The sequence below is a fragment of the Rhizobium sp. BT-226 genome (genome assembly GCF_025847085.2).
Classification (GTDB): Bacteria; Pseudomonadota; Alphaproteobacteria; order Rhizobiales; family Rhizobiaceae; genus Rhizobium; species Rhizobium sophorae.
Map to the genome: position 1 here is coordinate 1,528,249 of NZ_JAOYTI010000001.1, position 15,336 is coordinate 1,543,584.

The following is a 15,336-nucleotide window of genomic DNA, read 5'->3' on the forward strand; positions in this document are numbered from 1 at the left end:
CAGATTGAATTTATTAATGAAAAATTTACAGAGCTACTGAGAGCTAAATAAGAAATGCGGAAATCCGCACAAATCCATTTGCGCTTCGTGCAGAAAAATGCACAAATCCGCCATGTCCTTGACGCAAAAGCTGTGGCCTACCCTGCCCTTGCAGCACCGCATCCGCCGGATGTGGTGGGCCTATGCCGTGCTCGCCCTCCTCGCTGTCGTGGCAAGCCTGTGGGCCAGCGGCGAGATCGGCCGGCACCGGGCGGAGGCTGCCCTCGAGGACCAGGCCCGCATGGATGCGAGGCTGAATGCGGCGTTGCTGCGCACGGTCCTAGAAAAATACCGGGCGCTTCCCTTCGTGCTGTCGCAGGACACCGCGCTCGCCGCGGCACTGGTGGGAAACGATGCCGGCACGTTCGATCGGCTCAGTCAGAAGCTGGAAATGCTGGCGGCGGGCACGAAGGCCGCCGTCATCTATGTGATCGACAAGGACGGAATGGCGGTTTCGGCCAGCAACTGGCGCGAGCCGACAAGCTTCGTCGGTAATGACTACCGCTTCCGGGAGTATTTTCAGGGGGCGGTCGAACGAGGACAGGCCGAGCACTTCGCGCTCGGCACGGTCAGCAAGAAACCAGGTCTCTATATCTCCCAGCGGATTTCGGGTAGCCATGGCCTGCTGGGTGTCGTTGTCGTCAAGGTCGAATTCGACGACGTCGAGGCGGATTGGAACGCCTCAGGCACCCCGTCCTACGTCGTTGACGAGCGCGGCATTGTCCTCATCACCAGTCTTCCATCATGGCGGTTCATGACGATCGGCCGGATCGCCGAAGACCGGCTGACAGCGATCCGCGAAAGCCTTCAATTCGGCGCTGCGCCGCTTCAGCCTCTACCGCTCGACCCAATCAGGAACCTCGGCAACAGCCTTGATGTCGTTGAGATCGTCATGCCTGGCGATGCCGGGAAAACCAGGTTTCTCGATGTCGGAATGCCGGTTCCCGCAACTGGATGGCAGTTGCAGCATCTCGTGGCACTCGGGCCATCCGTCGATGCGGGAATTCGCGAAGCCCGCATGCTGGCCTTGCTCATACTCTTGCCGCTGCTGGCCGGAGCAGCCTTCCTATTGCGCCGCCGCCATGCGATCGCCCTGCGGATCTCTAGTGAGCAGCAAGCGCGGGAGGAATTGGAACGGCGTGTGAGCGAGCGCACGCTGGATCTCAGCCAGGCGCGCGATCGGCTGCAGGCTGAAATCATCGGCCACAAGAGCACGGAGCAGAAGCTGCAGGCGGTGCAACAGGATCTGGTGCAGGCCAACCGGTTGGCCATCCTGGGTCAGGTGGCAGCCGGCGTCGCCCATGAGATCAACCAGCCGGTGGCGACCATCCGTGCCTATGCGGACAACGCCCGCACCTTCCTTGATCGCGGCCAGACGGCGCCTGCCGGCGAAAATCTCGAGAGCATCGCGGCGCTCACGGAGCGCATAGGTTCGATCACCGAGGAGCTGAAGACCTTTGCCCGCAAAGGCCGCGGCAGCGCCGAACCAACCGGATTGAAGGACGTCATCGAGGGCGCGGTGATGCTGTTGCGTAGCCGGTTTTCCGGTCGCATGGATACGCTCGACATCGACCTGCCGTCCGCCGAACTGCAGGTGATGGGGAACCGGATCCGTCTCGAGCAGGTGCTCATCAATCTGCTTCAGAACGCCCTGGAGGCGGTGGCGCCGAAGGCCGGAGAAGGTCGCGTCGAGGTCAGAACATCCACCGATGCAGGAATGGTAACGGTGACCGTCGCCGACAACGGTCCCGGCATCCCGCCGGAAATCCGCAAGGGCTTGTTCACGCCGTTCAATACCTCGAAGGAAAGCGGCCTCGGCCTCGGCCTGGTGATCTCCAAGGATATCGTCGGCGACTACGGCGGCCGGATGGAGGTTTTAAGCGACACCGGCGGAACCCGGTTCATCGTTCAGCTAAGGAAGGCTTGAGATCATGGAAACGCCGACCCCTGTTGCGCTGATCGACGACGATAAGGACCTGCGCCGCGCCACCGCCCAGACGCTCGAACTCGCCGGTTTTTCCGTTTCCGCCTATGACGGCGCGAAAGCCGCGCTGGCGGATCTGCCGGCGGACTTTGCCGGCCCCGTCGTCACCGATATCCGCATGCCGGAGATCGACGGACTGCAGCTCTTTGCCACGTTGCAGGGCTTGGATGTCGACCTGCCGGTGATATTGATGACCGGCCACGGCGATATTCCGATGGCCGTTCAGGCGATCCAGGACGGCGCCTATGATTTCATCGCCAAACCCTTCGCCGCCGATCGGCTCGTCCAGAGCGTGCGCCGCGCAAGCGAGAAGCGGCGGCTTGTCCTGGAAAACCGCATGCTGCGGAAGGCAGCCGAAGATGCGCAGGAGAATTTGCCGCTGATCGGCCAGACGCCTGTCATGGAAAACCTCAGAAACATTCTTCGGCATATTGCCGATACCGATGTGGACGTGCTCGTCGCCGGCGAAACGGGCAGCGGCAAGGAAGTGGTTGCCCAGCTCCTGCATCAGTGGAGCCACCGCCGGAAGGGCAATTTCGTGGCGTTGAACTGTGGCGCCCTGCCCGAAACCGTCATTGAAAGCGAGTTGTTCGGCCACGAGGCCGGCGCCTTCACCGGTGCCCAGAAGCGCCGCACGGGCCGCATCGAACATGCAAGCGGCGGCACGCTTTTCCTCGACGAGATCGAAAGCATGCCGGCCGCCACCCAAGTCAAGATGCTGAGGGTGCTGGAGATGCGCGAGATCACGCCGCTCGGCACCAATGAGGTGCGCCCGATCGATCTTCGAGTCGTCGCGGCTGCCAAGATCGACCTTGGGGATCCCTCGGTGCGCGGCGATTTTCGCGAGGATCTCTATTACAGGCTCAATGTCGTGACGATCTCCATTCCGCCGCTGAGAGAACGCCGCGACGATATTCCGCTGCTGTTTTCCCACTTCACTGCCCGCGCCGCGGAGCGCTTCCGTCGCGATGCCCCGCCGCTTTCACCGGATGTACGGCGGCATCTCGCCTCGCACACATGGCCGGGCAATGTCCGCGAACTCTCGCATTATGCCGAACGCGTGGTGCTTGGCGTCGAAGGCGGCGGAGCGGCAGCGGTCCCTGTGCAGCCAACGGGCGCTACGCTTCCCGAACGATTGGAACGCTACGAGGCGGAGATCATCCGCGACACACTGTCGGCAAATGACGGCGACGTGCGCCGCACCATCGAGGCGCTCGGCATTCCGAGAAAGACGTTCTACGACAAACTCCAGCGCCACGGCATCAACCGGGGCGGCTATATATCGCGCAAGTAATCGGCGATGACGGTCTATCCGCCGAGTGGCTCTAGACTTCCACCAGTCCCAGCTTCTTCACCTGCCGGATCGTCAGCATGGTGCGCACGGTATCGACATGTTCGTTCGCCGTCAGCACCTCGATGACGAAATCCTGGAAGCGGGTGAGGTTTTCCGCCACGCAATGCAGCAGGAAATCGCTGTCGCCGGAGACCATCCAGGCCTGGCGCACCAGAGGCCATTCCGCGGTGGCGGCGGCAAAGGCCTTGAGATTGCCTTCCGACTGATGCTTGAGGCCGACCATGCAGAAAGCGACGAGGTCGAAGCCGAGCTTCGGGCTGTTCAGCATCGCGTGGTAGCCCTCGATGATGCCCGCTTCCTCGAGCTTGCGCACCCGGCGCAGGCAAGGCGGCGCCGAGATGCCGACGCGATCGGCAAGCTCCACATTGGTCATGCGGCCATCTGCCTGCAGCTCCCGGAGTATCTTTATGTCGATGACGTCGAGTTCCGCACGACCCACATCATTGCCTTTCTTTAATTCTCCGCGGGGAGCTTCTATATAAAGTCGCGGAATACGCAAGAAAGTTTCACGCCGATGACGGATTCTTGCACATCCGGGCGATTTGCCTTGTTGGTAACGCAAGGCTGCCCTTGAATAAAAGCATTGGACGTTCATAAATGGCGCAAGGACGCGAAACGGCCGCAATCGCTATCTAGCCGCCGCCCCTCCTGCCAGTCGAAAGGAAATGACATGCCCGCCCGCCATACCAAGGTGCTCATCATCGGTTCCGGACCCGCAGGCTACACCGCCGCGGTCTATGCCGCGCGCGCCATGCTGAAACCGGTTTTGATCGCCGGTCTCGAACAGGGCGGCCAGTTGATGATCACCACCGATGTCGAGAACTATCCGGGCTTTGCCGATCCGATCCAGGGTCCCTGGCTGATGGAGCAGATGTTGCAGCAGGCCAAACATGTCGGCGCCGAGATCGTCAACGACCTCGTGACCGAAGTCGACATGAACCAGCGCCCCTTCGTCGCCCGCACCGACAGCGGCCAGGTCTGGACCGCCGATACGCTGATCATCGCCACCGGCGCCAAGGCCAAGTGGCTCGGCATTGAGAGCGAGCAGCATTTCCAGGGCTTCGGCGTTTCGGCCTGCGCCACTTGCGACGGTTTCTTCTATCGCAATAAGGATGTGATCGTGGTCGGCGGCGGCAACAGCGCCGTTGAGGAAGCGCTTTATCTCTCCAACATCGCCAAGTCGGTGACAGTAGTGCACCGCCGCGACTTCTTCCGCGCCGAGAAGATCCTGCAGGAACGCCTGTTCTCCAAGGATAATGTCAAGGTTCTGTGGAATACCGAAGTGGCCGAGATTACCGGCACTCCGGCCAAGCCGCCGATGCCGCAATCCGTAACCGGCGCGCGCCTGCGCGACACCCGCACCGGTGCGATCACCGACATGGTGATCGATGGCGTCTTCGTCGCCATCGGCCATGCGCCGGCAACCGAGCTCTTCAAGGACAAGCTGAAGCTGAAGGACAATGGTTATCTCTGGACCGCGCCGGATTCGACTGCGACCAGCCTGGACGGCGTCTATGCCGCGGGCGACGTGACGGATGATACGTTCCGCCAGGCGATCACTGCCGCCGGCCTGGGGTGCATGGCAGCACTTGAAGCCGAGCGATATCTGACGGGCCACATGCCCGTCGCCGTGGCCGCGGAGTAAGATCGGCATGAGGGGTGGGGGAATGCCATTGGATTGGGACAAGCTGCGTATTTTTCACGCAGCTGCCGAGGCGGGTTCGTTCACGCATGCGGCGGATAAACTGCATCTGTCCCAATCCGCCATCAGCCGCCAGGTCAGCGCGCTGGAGCAGGATGTCGGCACCAAGCTGTTTCACCGCCATGCCCGTGGCCTGATTCTGACGGAACAGGGCGAACTGCTTTACCGCACCGCCCATGACGTGCTGCTGAAGCTCGAAACCGTGAAGATGCAGCTCACCGAGACGACCGAGACGCCATCCGGCAAGCTGCGCGTCACGACGACCGTCGGCCTCGGCCAGGGCTGGCTGACCGACAAGATCCAGGAATTCCTTCAGCTCTATCCCGATGTGCAGATCCAGCTGATCCTCGACAATGAGGAAGTGGATGTGAACATGCGCCATGCCGACTGCGCCATCCGCCTGCGCCAGCCGCAGCAATCCGACCTCATCCAGCGCAAGCTCTTCACTGTGCACATGCACGTCTATGCGGCCCCGTCCTACATCAACCGTCACGGCGAGCCGCAAAAGGTCGAGGATCTCGACAATCACCGCATCATCACCTTCGGCGAACCGGCGCCGAGTTACCTGCTCGATGTCAACTGGCTGGAAGTCGCCGGCCGCTCGTCCGATAACAAGCGCATCCCGCATCTGCAGATCAACAGCCAGACCTCGATCAAGCGCGCCGCCCTGCTCGGCATCGGCGTCGCCTGCCTGCCGGATTACATCGTCGGCCGCGACCCCGGCCTGATTCAGCTGGCGATCAATGCCGACGTCCCTTCCTTCGACACCTATTTCTGCTATCCCGACGAGATCAAGAACGCCGCCAAGCTGAAAGCCTTCCGCGATTTCATCGTCAGCAAGGCCAGAAACTGGAACTTTTGAGCCTGGTTTTATTGATGAATTGCCGACTATGCAGAACACGCATGACTGGCATGCACAAATGAGGGTTGCCGTTTGCCCATTAAACCACCATATCGCACATAGCTGATGCACATGGTGGCTTTTCCTCCCAGTTCCACCGCATTAGCTGTTCCCCTCTGGAGGTTTTTGACCTTCACACTTATAAGGGCCCTGGTTTTCCAGTGGCCCTCTTTTTTTGCCTTTCTTCCTCAGCGAAATGCCGCACCGCAAAAAAATTGTGCGGCGCATAGCAGACATGCACAAAAAAGCATTGAAACCTGCTCAAGGAAGCACCATATCCCTCTCAGCTGATGCATCTTGTGGTTTCTCTCCCAGTACCACCGCATTAGCTGTTCCCCTCTGGAGGTTTTTTGACCTTCACAATTATAAGGGCCCTGGTTTTCCGGTGGCCCTCTTTTTTTGCCCAAAATTTGTTCATTCAATAAAATCCATCGCCTCACGCCTCCGTGATTTGCATATCGAAGTCTGACGATCGATATATCGTCCAGAGACGATTTACAGTTCGGCGAAAGACGATGGACAAAGACGAAATTATCAAGGCGCTCGCCCATCCCACCCGGATGGACATTCTGAACTGGCTGAAAAATCCCGAGAAGCATTTCCCCTCGCAGGAGCATCCTTTCGAAATGGGCGTCTGCGCCAGCCAGTTCGAGCGCTGCGGCCTGTCGCAGTCGACGGTCTCGGCCCACCTCGGCACGCTGCATCGCGCCGGCCTCGTCACCACCAAACGCGTCGGCCAGTGGATCTTTTACAAGCGCAACGAAGAAACCATCGCCGCCTTCCTCAAGCAACTGACGCAGGATCTTTAGAATGCCCCTCGCCCTCCTCGTTCTTGCCTTGAGCTCGTTTGCGATAGGCACCACCGAATTCGTCATCATGGGTCTGTTGCCGGAGGTCGCGGCCGATCTCTCGGTCAGCATCCCGCAGGCCGGATGGCTGGTGACCGGTTATGCCCTGGCGGTCGCGATCGGCGCCCCTGTGATGGCGATTTCGACTGCGAAACTGAAGCGCCGCACCGCCCTGATTGCGCTGATGGCCTTCTTCATCGCCGGCAACCTGCTCTGCGCACTGGCGAGCGACTACTGGGTGCTGATGATCGCCCGTGTCGTGACAGCACTCTGCCACGGCGCCTTCTTCGGCATCGGCTCGGTGGTCGCCGCTGGCCTCGTTGCCGAAGACCGCAAGGCCCGCGCCGTCGCGCTGATGTTTACCGGCCTGACGCTCGCCAATGTTCTTGGCGTGCCGCTCGGCACGGCGATCGGCCAGGCCTATGGCTGGCGCGCCACCTTCGGCGTCGTCACCGTCATCGGTATCGTCACCATTCTCGGCCTGATCGCCATCCTGCCCAGGGACAAGCAACAAGAAAACGGCAGTATCCTGCGCGAGATCGCGGCACTCAGGAATAGCGGCCTGTGGCTGGCGCTCTCCACCACCGTCTTCTTCGCCGCCTCGATGTTCGCCCTCTTCACCTATATCGCGCCGCTGCTGCGCGACGTCACCGGCGTGTCGCCGGAAGGCGTCACCTGGACGCTGTTCCTGATCGGCCTCGGGCTGACCATCGGCAACCTCGTCGGCGGCAAGCTTGCCGACTGGCGGCTCGGCGCAACGCTTGCCGGCGTCTTCGCCGCGATCGCCATCACTTCGATCGCCTTCAGCTATACGAGCCGCTTCTTCATCCCGGCTGAACTCACCCTCTTCCTTTGGGCTATGGCAAGCTTTGCCGCCGTGCCGGCGCTTCAGGTCGGCGTCGTCGGCTTCGGCAAGGACGCACCGAACCTCGTCTCGACGATCAACATCGGTGCCTTCAATACCGGCAATGCGTTCGGCGCCTGGGTGGGCGGCCTGGTCATCGACGCCGGCTTCGATCTCACCCGCGTTCCGCTCGCCGCGGCCTTGATGGCCCTGATCGGCCTCGGCGCGACGGCGCTCACCTATCTCTCCGCCAGGGGCCGGGCCGCCCTTGCCCCTGCCGAGTGATCCTCCCGCAAAAGAAAGGACCATCATGGCCAAGCTTTTCGAACCCACGAAAGTCGGCGACATTTCAGTCAAGAACCGCATCGTCATGGCGCCGCTCACCCGCAACCGCTCGCCGGGCGCAATCCCCAACGACCTCAACGTCGAATATTACCGCCAGCGCGCTACCGCCGGCCTGATCATCACCGAAGCAACCGCGATCACCCATCAGGGCCAGGGTTATGCCAACGTGCCTGGTCTCTATAGCAAAGAGGCTCTCGACGGCTGGAAGCGCGTGACCGACGCAGTTCACGCAGCCGGTGGCAAGATCGTCGTCCAGATGTGGCATGTCGGCCGTATCTCGCACACGACGCTGCAGCCGAACGACGGCAAGCCGGTTTCCTCGACCAACCGCGTCGCCAAGGCCAAGACCTATCTGGTCAATGCCGACGGCACCGGCAGCTTTGCCGACACCTCCGAGCCGCGCGCGCTCGAAACCGCCGAAATCCCCGGCATCATCGAGGATTACCGCAAGGCTGCCCGGGCCGCTATCGACGCCGGCTTCGACGGTGTGGAGATCCACGGCGCCAACGGCTACCTGCTCGACCAGTTCATCCGCGACGGTATCAACGACCGCACCGACCAATATGGCGGCTCGATCGAAAACCGCACCCGTCTGACCTTCGAAGTCGTCGATGCCGTGGTCAAGGAAATCGGCGCGGGCCGCACCGCGATCCGCATCTCGCCGGTGACGCCGTCCGGCGAAAGCTACGATTCCAATCCGCAGGCAACCTTCGCCCATGTCGTCGAAGGATTGGCCAAATACGACCTCGCCTATATCCATGTCATCGAAGGCCAGACCGGCGGCGACCGCGACTACAAGCAGGGCGACAATCCCTCCTTCGATTACAAGGCGCTGTGCCAGACCTATGAAAAGGCCGGCGGCAAGGCCGACTGGATGGTCAACAACGGCTACGATCGCGATCTGGCGATCGACGCCGTCGAAAGCGGCCGCGCCGATCTCGTCGCCTTCGGCAAACCCTTCATCGCCAATCCCGATCTCGTCGAGCGCCTGGAACACAATTTGCCGCTCAACACGCCCGACCAGTCGACCTTCTACGGCGGCACCGCCAAGGGCTATATCGACTATCCCATCCTCGAAAAGGTCGCCTGAGCCTTTCGGATGTGAACCGCGAAATCCCGCCGAAAGGCGGGATTTCCATTTTCGATGCATCTTTGTAGTGTGTCGCCATGTTCGATTCTTATCTCCATCGCTGGTCGCTCATATCAGACGGCGAGCCCATCATCACCCACTCCAGCCGCCTGCTGCCGGTCCTCTGGCAGGACAGGCCTGCCATGCTGAAAGTGGCGGCGGATATCGACGAACGATACGGCGCGCTTCTGATGCAATGGTGGGACGGTGACGGCGCAGCTTATGTCTACGCCCGTGAGGACGACGCCGTGCTGCTCGAAAGGGCGATGGGGAAACGCTCGCTGCTTGCCATGGCGATGAACGGCGGGGACGACGAGGCAAGCCGCATCCTCTGCGGGACGGCGGCACGGCTGCATGCGCCGCGCGAAAAAACGCTTCCAGATCCCATCCCCCTTACCCGCTGGTTCCGCGATCTGGAACCAGCAGCGGGCAAGCATGGCGGCACGCTTGCCGATTGCTCGGCGATCGCCAACGCGCTCCTTGCCGATCCGCGCGACCTCGCTGTTCTCCACGGCGATATTCATCACGAGAACATCCTCGATTTCGAGGCGCGCGGCTGGCTGGCGATCGATCCAAAGCGACTCTACGGCGAGCGCAGTTTCGATTTCGCCAACATCTTCGCCAACGAGGAGCTGCCGACGATCACCGATCCCGTCCGTTTCCGCCGCCAGCTCGCCATCGTCTCGGCGGAGGCCGGGCTCGAGCCGAAGCGGCTGCTGCAATGGATCGCCGCCTATTCCGGTCTTTCTGCCGCGTGGTTCCTTGGCGATCCGAACATCGAGCAGGCAGAAAAAGCGCTGACGGTCGCCCGGATCGCGCTGGCCGAACTCCAGATCTAACCCGCATTCTCAGGCGAATGTGCGATAAAGGCGACCGCCGTCTCGCGCTGCGGTTCGGGCAGGCAGCCAAGCGCCACGAGCGAAGCCCTGACCGCCTCGTCGATCGGCGTCTGCGGCTCCTTGCCGAGTTCAGCCTTAAGCCTGGTGTTCCGCATCCGCACCGGCACCTTCCAGAGATAACGCATCTCCTTGATCTCCCGCATCACAGGAACGAAGGGCGCCGCCAGCGGCACGATCCACCAGGGAAAGCCGCCGATCTTCGCCTTGCCGCCGGCGACGCGCCTGATCGCTTCGGCCATCTGCATACCGTCCGCATCCCAGAACCCCTCCATGTGATAGACGGCGAAGTCCGGCAGCCGATCGGCCCGCTCGATGAGCTGGGCGATGGTTTCCGCCATGTCTGGCAGGTAGGCCCATTGATGACCGACATCGCGCCGACCCGGGTTCCTGATCGTGCCAACCGGCTTGCCTGGGGTCACGAGACCGGACGAAAACCAGCTATTGGCCGTCGTGCCCGGACCGAAGAAATCCCCTGCCCTGACGATGATGACGCCAGCGCCGGACTGTGACGCCGCCTTCAGCCGCTTCTCCATTTCGACCCGGATCGCCCCCTTCTTCGTCACCGGATGCTGCGGGCTTTCTTCCGTCGGCGCTGGCAGCGCATCGGGACCGAAATTATAGACGTTGCCCGGCAGCACGATGCGCACGCCGACAGCGCGAGCAGCGGCGATGGTATTGTCGAGCATCGGCAGCACCAGCGTTTCCCAGTCGCGGTATCCGGGCGGATTGACGGCATGGACGATCAGCCCGACGCCTTCAGCCGCCCTCAGGACGTCACCGGCATTCATCGCATCGCCCTGCACCCATTCGAAAGCCGGCTCGCTCCTCGACGCCTTGGCGGCATCACGGTTAAGCGCCCGGATGCGCCAGCCGCGCGCAATCAGCTTGCGGGCAACTGCGCTGCCAATACCGCCAGTCGCGCCGAGAACGAGGGCGGTCGTCTTCATTTCACTGCTCATGACAATCATCTCCTTCGATCGGATGAGAAGATCATGCCATCAGAACGGCATAAACGAAATTGACGAAAGAAATACATCTGCTATACAAAAATATATGAGCGTCGAGCCGAGCTGGGATTTCTACCGCAGTTTCCTGACCGTGCTTCAGCAGGGGTCGCTTTCGGCCGCCGCCCGCGAACTGGGGTTGACGCAGCCGACCATAGGCCGCCATGTCGATGCACTGGAGCTGGCGATCGGCGCCGAACTCTTCACCCGCTCACCGAACGGTCTGCTGCCGACCGACGCCGCACTGGCGCTAAAACCCTATGCCGAGACGCTGGCGGCAACCACCGCCGCCCTTTTGCGTATCGCATCCGGTGAGCGCGAGCGCGTGGCGGGAACGGTCAGGGTCAGCGCCAGCGAGGTCATCGCCGTCGAAGTGCTGCCGGCGATTCTCGGACCGCTGCAGGAGACCTATCCCGAACTGCAGATCGAGCTCTCGGCATCCGATATGATCGAGGACCTGGTGAATCGCGAGGCCGATATTGCCGTGCGCATGGCCGAGCCGCAGCAGGCCGCACTCGTCGTGCGCCGCATCGGCGATATCCCCCTTGGCTTTCATGCCCATCGCCGCTATCTCGAACGACACGGCATTCCGCAAACCCTGGCTGACCTCACAAACCACCGGCTGATCGGCTTCGACCGACAGACGGCCTATGTCCGCATGGCGATGAAACGCTATGCCGTGCCCGGCATCGAGTTCTCCTACAGGACCGACAGCAATCTTGCCCAGCTCTCGGCAATCCGCGCCGGCGTCGGCATCGGTCTCTGCCAGATCGGACTTGCGCGGGGGAACCTCGACCTTGTCCACGTCCTGCCCGATGCCTTCGCCATACCGCTCGGCACCTGGGTGGCGATGCATGAGAGCCTGAAGACTTCGCCGCGCTGCCGTGTCACCTTCGATGCATTGGTCAGGGGCCTGCAGGACTATCACCGATATTCGGCCAGTGCGTGACCGCGAAATCGGAATCGATTTTCGGAAAGAATCATGCGCAAATTTCAGAAAATGGAGCGTCCCTAGCGCATTCTATCGGACGCGCGCCACTCCAGGCGAGATGTATATGACAACGCACAATCCGGTTGAACTCGTGCCGTGCGATCCACAGTGGCCGCAAGCCTTCCAGCGGATCCGCGGCAGGCTTCTGGCCTTGCTGCTGCAGGCGCTGTCCATCGATCATATCGGCAGCACGTCGATACCAGGCATGATCGCCAAGCCGCTCATCGAAATCGACATCGTCCTTCCCAGCCTCGGTCATATCGACGGCGCCACACGCGTGCTCCTGGCCGAAGGCTACGAGCCACGCGGCAACCGCTATGACGACGACGTCTACAGCGCCGCGCGTCTTTTCAGACGCGCAAAGGACGCTGTAGCACTTTGAATGGCTGCATAATTTTACCCTTAAATCGATTCCGATTTAAGGAATTATGCAGCACGCGTTTCTGTCGAGAGGTTCAGTGCCGGCGGAGCGGGTCTACCTTTGCCCGGCCGGCAACGGCACTCATCGAAACAGGCTGGCTTTCCGGGATTATCTCATCGCGCATCCACATGCGGCGGCCGATTATGCCGCACTCAAACGCAGGCTGGCAGCCCAATTCCGGATGGACGGCGACGGCTATACTGCGCACAAGCACGAATTCGTCGATGCGATCGTCGCGCGGGCATTGGCGGGAGATGGTTAGCTTCCGATGCCTTGGGAGGCCTCGGCCGTGCGATCCTTCCACTGGCCGTCCACCACCTCGGTTTCCGGCCGGTCGCCACCTTCGGCATATTCCTCATGCCACTTGCCGTTCTCGTCCTGCCAACTGATCTCGGCGGAATCGCCGCCGACCTGCTGTTCGGCCGCGACGATGCGCGCAGCTTCAAGCGCCTCGGCATGGGTCGGGAATGCCTCTGAATAGACACCCCCCAGCCTGTAGGCCCAGCCGCCGTCATGCGGCACGACTTCGTAGACCACCTTGATCATGCATCCGTCTCCTCATCTTCTTGTTGCGCATTCGCACGCTTCCGGAAAGGATCCGGATCATCGCGGCCGCTTGACGAGAATTCGAGGACGCCGCGATCTGCTTTCCGGCCCCGATGGCGTTCAGTATTCCATTAAACGCCGAAGACTGCAAATGGCGCTCGACCAGAACTTGCTTGATATGCGAAATCAGTGACTTAGATAAAACGCATGAATCGGGACAGGAGCTGAGGCTTGGGGATCGCGTCACGCTTTAAAGAGGAAAAGTTTCTGGTCGCCGCACTTGTCGTTGCAGCGATCACCTATTTCTTCGAACATGCGGCGATCGAGATGGGGCGCGGCGTCGCGCTGATTGCCGCCGCTAGCCTGGTCGGCACCATCGTACTCGCCTCGATCCGCGTTGCCCATCATGCCGAGCTGCTCGCCGTCAAGGTCGGCGATCCCTACGGCACGATGATCCTGACGCTCTCGGCCGTCGCCGTCGAAGTCATCATCCTCGCCATCATGATGAGCGGCGAGAGCTCGCCGACGCTGGTGCGCGACACGATCTATTCAGCCTTGATGCTCGATATCAACGGCATTCTCGGCCTGGCCGCCCTGCTCGGCGGCCTCAAGCATGGCGAACAGCCCTATAATGACAATTCCGGCAAGACCTACGGCGTGATGATCCTCACCGCCATGGGCATCTCGATGATCGTGCCGGAATTCGTGCCCAGCGATAAGTGGCACTATTATTCCGCCTTCACCATCGTCGCGATGATCGCGCTCTACGGCCTCTTCCTGCGCATGCAGGTCGGCCAGCACAGCTATTTCTTCAGCTACAGCTATCCGCGCTCCGAACGGCAGAAAGAAAGTCCGCACGAGCAGGGCCACGACGAGTCGGCCGCGATCTCGATCGCCACCATTCTCGTCGGCGTCATCATTATCGGCCTGCTCGCGGAATTCATGGCGACCTTCATGACCGAAGGCCTGCGCGACAGCGGCGCGCCGATCGCCGTGACCGCCGTCGTCGTCGCAGCGATTTCAGCCGCTCCCGAGATCCTGACCGCATTAAGGGCGGCACTCAGGAACCGTATGCAGGCGACGGTCAACATCGCCATGGGCGCCTCGCTGTCGACGGTCATTCTGACGGTGCCCGTCATGGAGGCGATCGCGCTCTATACCGGCCAGCCCTTCATCATGGCGATGACCCCGGTACAGACGGTGATGGTGGCGATCACGCTGATTGCCGCGGCGATCAACCTCAACGATGGCGAAACCAACGCCATCGAGGGCATGACGCATTTCATCCTCTTCGCCACCTTCATCATGCTGACGGCGCTGGGGCTTTGAAGGTCCTTCCCGACAGGGGAACGGATAGCAGTGATCCGCACGCGTAACGTCAACTCACAGAGCGGCTTGACAGCCCACTTTTTGAGGAGAGCTTCGACAGTCATTCCTTCGACTTTTCGAGGAAACGCTGCTTGCGGGTTTTCGGCTTGAAGCGCCGGAAGAAACCCTCGATGGCGCGGATGGATTTGGTGACGGACATGAGCCTGTCGATCTGGCTATTTGCGTTGTGGAGCCGTTCCGACAGGACTTCGGCCGCCGTCATCGCGATCTCGATCGGCGGCACCTGTGGAAACCGTCTGGCGAGTGCCGCATAAGGGCTGGCATCCACGCCGCCCATCATCGAGATCGTGCCCATCCGGGCAAAGAGACGCAGGAAGATCTGCTCGAACGTCCAGTCGTGCACGTCGAAAACCTTCCACTTCTCGCTCCTCTTGGCCGAAAATCCGGCAAGCAGGATCTTGCCCGGCAGTTGCAGCTCGGCGAGCCACAGCGCCACCGCAAAACCACTTGTCGCGATCTTGCCCACCGGATAGAGGTCGACGACCATTTTCGTCAGATCAAGGTGACGGGTTTCAGCGCCTTCGAAGCGGCCCTCTTCGCTGAAGTTTTCCTCGGGGGAGACGCGTATGTTGACGACACCCAAAAAATCGTCGCCGGCAAAGAAGTGCAGAACATCCGCCGCCTCGCGCCGGTGGACGATATTGGCGCCCATCACGCCGCTGCGGGCAAACAGCACTGCATGGCCGGCGAAGGGTTCGTCGAGCACCTTATAGACATTGTTGAAGAAGATGTAGAGCGCCGTCTCCGGCAATTCGCTTCGCAGCCGTTTGAAGTCGACGGCTTCACTGTTTGCCACCAGCACGATGTGGGAATAGTGCGACAACAGCGCCTTCCACGCATCCGGCGTCAGAAAATTGAAGCCGCTATCCGGGGCGGCCATGGTCTGCGTGTCGCTGGGGATTGCTTCCATATCGGCTCACATGCACTTTCCAAGGACGAT

The 15,336-nt window shown here is 61.3% G+C and carries 14 protein-coding genes and 1 pseudogene; 11 read left to right on the plus strand and 4 right to left on the minus strand.

Annotated elements, in window-relative coordinates:
- Window positions 1-97: 97 nt before the first annotated feature.
- Window positions 98-1,966 (plus strand): ATP-binding protein, encoded by a 1,869-nt coding sequence (locus OIU37_RS07800; RefSeq protein ID WP_264257004.1) that lies wholly within the window; start codon window positions 98-100, stop codon window positions 1,964-1,966.
- Window positions 1,967-1,970: 4 nt separating this feature from the next.
- Complete coding sequence (locus OIU37_RS07805) at window positions 1,971-3,317, plus strand: sigma-54 dependent transcriptional regulator (RefSeq protein ID WP_264257005.1); 1,347 nt, start codon at window positions 1,971-1,973, stop codon at window positions 3,315-3,317.
- Window positions 3,318-3,348: 31 nt separating this feature from the next.
- Here OIU37_RS07805 and OIU37_RS07810 read toward each other — a convergent pair whose 3' ends face one another.
- The gene (locus OIU37_RS07810) at window positions 3,349-3,816 is read right to left on the minus strand and encodes an Lrp/AsnC family transcriptional regulator (protein ID WP_003541645.1); all 468 of its coding nucleotides are present in this window, start codon (window positions 3,814-3,816) and stop codon (window positions 3,349-3,351) included.
- 231 nt (window positions 3,817-4,047) lie between these two features.
- On the opposite strand from OIU37_RS07810, the gene trxB reads away from it, so the two are divergent.
- The 6 genes from trxB to OIU37_RS07840 all read left to right on the plus strand — a co-directional run bounded on the left by trxB (window position 4,048) and on the right by OIU37_RS07840 (window position 9,985).
- On the plus strand, window positions 4,048-5,022 hold the full coding sequence (gene trxB / locus OIU37_RS07815) for a thioredoxin-disulfide reductase (protein WP_180694500.1): 975 nt from the start codon (window positions 4,048-4,050) through the stop codon (window positions 5,020-5,022).
- A gap of 22 nt (window positions 5,023-5,044) precedes the next feature.
- Entirely contained in the window at window positions 5,045-5,941 is an 897-nt protein-coding gene (locus tag OIU37_RS07820) for a LysR family transcriptional regulator VtlR (protein WP_018446649.1), read from the plus strand.
- Between the two features lie 554 nt (window positions 5,942-6,495).
- Window positions 6,496-6,789, plus strand: coding sequence for a helix-turn-helix transcriptional regulator (locus OIU37_RS07825; RefSeq protein ID WP_180694499.1), 294 nt, complete (start codon window positions 6,496-6,498; stop codon window positions 6,787-6,789).
- Between the two features lies 1 nt (window position 6,790).
- Window positions 6,791-7,957: an MFS transporter gene (locus OIU37_RS07830; RefSeq protein WP_264257024.1), complete on the plus strand. Its 1,167-nt coding sequence runs from the start codon at window positions 6,791-6,793 to the stop codon at window positions 7,955-7,957.
- 25 nt (window positions 7,958-7,982) lie between these two features.
- The gene (locus tag OIU37_RS07835) at window positions 7,983-9,107 is read left to right on the plus strand and encodes an alkene reductase (RefSeq protein ID WP_171604164.1); all 1,125 of its coding nucleotides are present in this window, start codon (window positions 7,983-7,985) and stop codon (window positions 9,105-9,107) included.
- Between the two features lie 77 nt (window positions 9,108-9,184).
- Window positions 9,185-9,985, plus strand: a complete 801-nt coding sequence (locus tag OIU37_RS07840) for an aminoglycoside phosphotransferase family protein (protein WP_264257026.1) — start codon at window positions 9,185-9,187, stop codon at window positions 9,983-9,985.
- Here OIU37_RS07840 and OIU37_RS07845 read toward each other — a convergent pair.
- Window positions 9,982-11,004, minus strand: coding sequence for an NAD-dependent epimerase/dehydratase family protein (locus tag OIU37_RS07845; protein WP_264257028.1), 1,023 nt, complete (start codon window positions 11,002-11,004; stop codon window positions 9,982-9,984). The genes OIU37_RS07840 and OIU37_RS07845 overlap by 4 nt on opposite strands.
- A 94-nt stretch (window positions 11,005-11,098) precedes the next feature.
- Here OIU37_RS07845 and OIU37_RS07850 point away from each other — a divergent pair, with 94 nt between their 5' ends.
- Together OIU37_RS07850 and OIU37_RS07855 are read left to right on the plus strand one after the other, a co-directional pair.
- Entirely contained in the window at window positions 11,099-11,998 is a 900-nt protein-coding gene (locus OIU37_RS07850; protein ID WP_264257029.1) for a LysR family transcriptional regulator, read from the plus strand.
- 106 nt (window positions 11,999-12,104) lie between these two features.
- A pseudogene (locus OIU37_RS07855) lies at window positions 12,105-12,723 on the plus strand (GrpB family protein).
- On the opposite strand, the gene OIU37_RS07860 reads toward OIU37_RS07855, so the two are convergent.
- Entirely contained in the window at window positions 12,720-13,007 is a 288-nt protein-coding gene (locus OIU37_RS07860) for a DUF2188 domain-containing protein (protein ID WP_003541669.1), read from the minus strand. The pseudogene OIU37_RS07855 and the gene OIU37_RS07860 sit on opposite strands and share 4 nt — an antisense overlap.
- Window positions 13,008-13,238: 231 nt before the next feature.
- Between OIU37_RS07860 and OIU37_RS07865 the strand changes: the two genes are divergently transcribed.
- A complete protein-coding gene (locus OIU37_RS07865) occupies window positions 13,239-14,336 on the plus strand; it encodes a calcium:proton antiporter (protein ID WP_264257031.1) in 1,098 nt (365 codons plus the stop codon).
- Between the two features lie 100 nt (window positions 14,337-14,436).
- Here OIU37_RS07865 and OIU37_RS07870 read toward each other — a convergent pair whose 3' ends face one another.
- Complete coding sequence (locus OIU37_RS07870) at window positions 14,437-15,306, minus strand: 3-deoxy-manno-octulosonate cytidylyltransferase (RefSeq protein ID WP_180694494.1); 870 nt, start codon at window positions 15,304-15,306, stop codon at window positions 14,437-14,439.
- Window positions 15,307-15,336 lie beyond the last annotated feature (30 nt).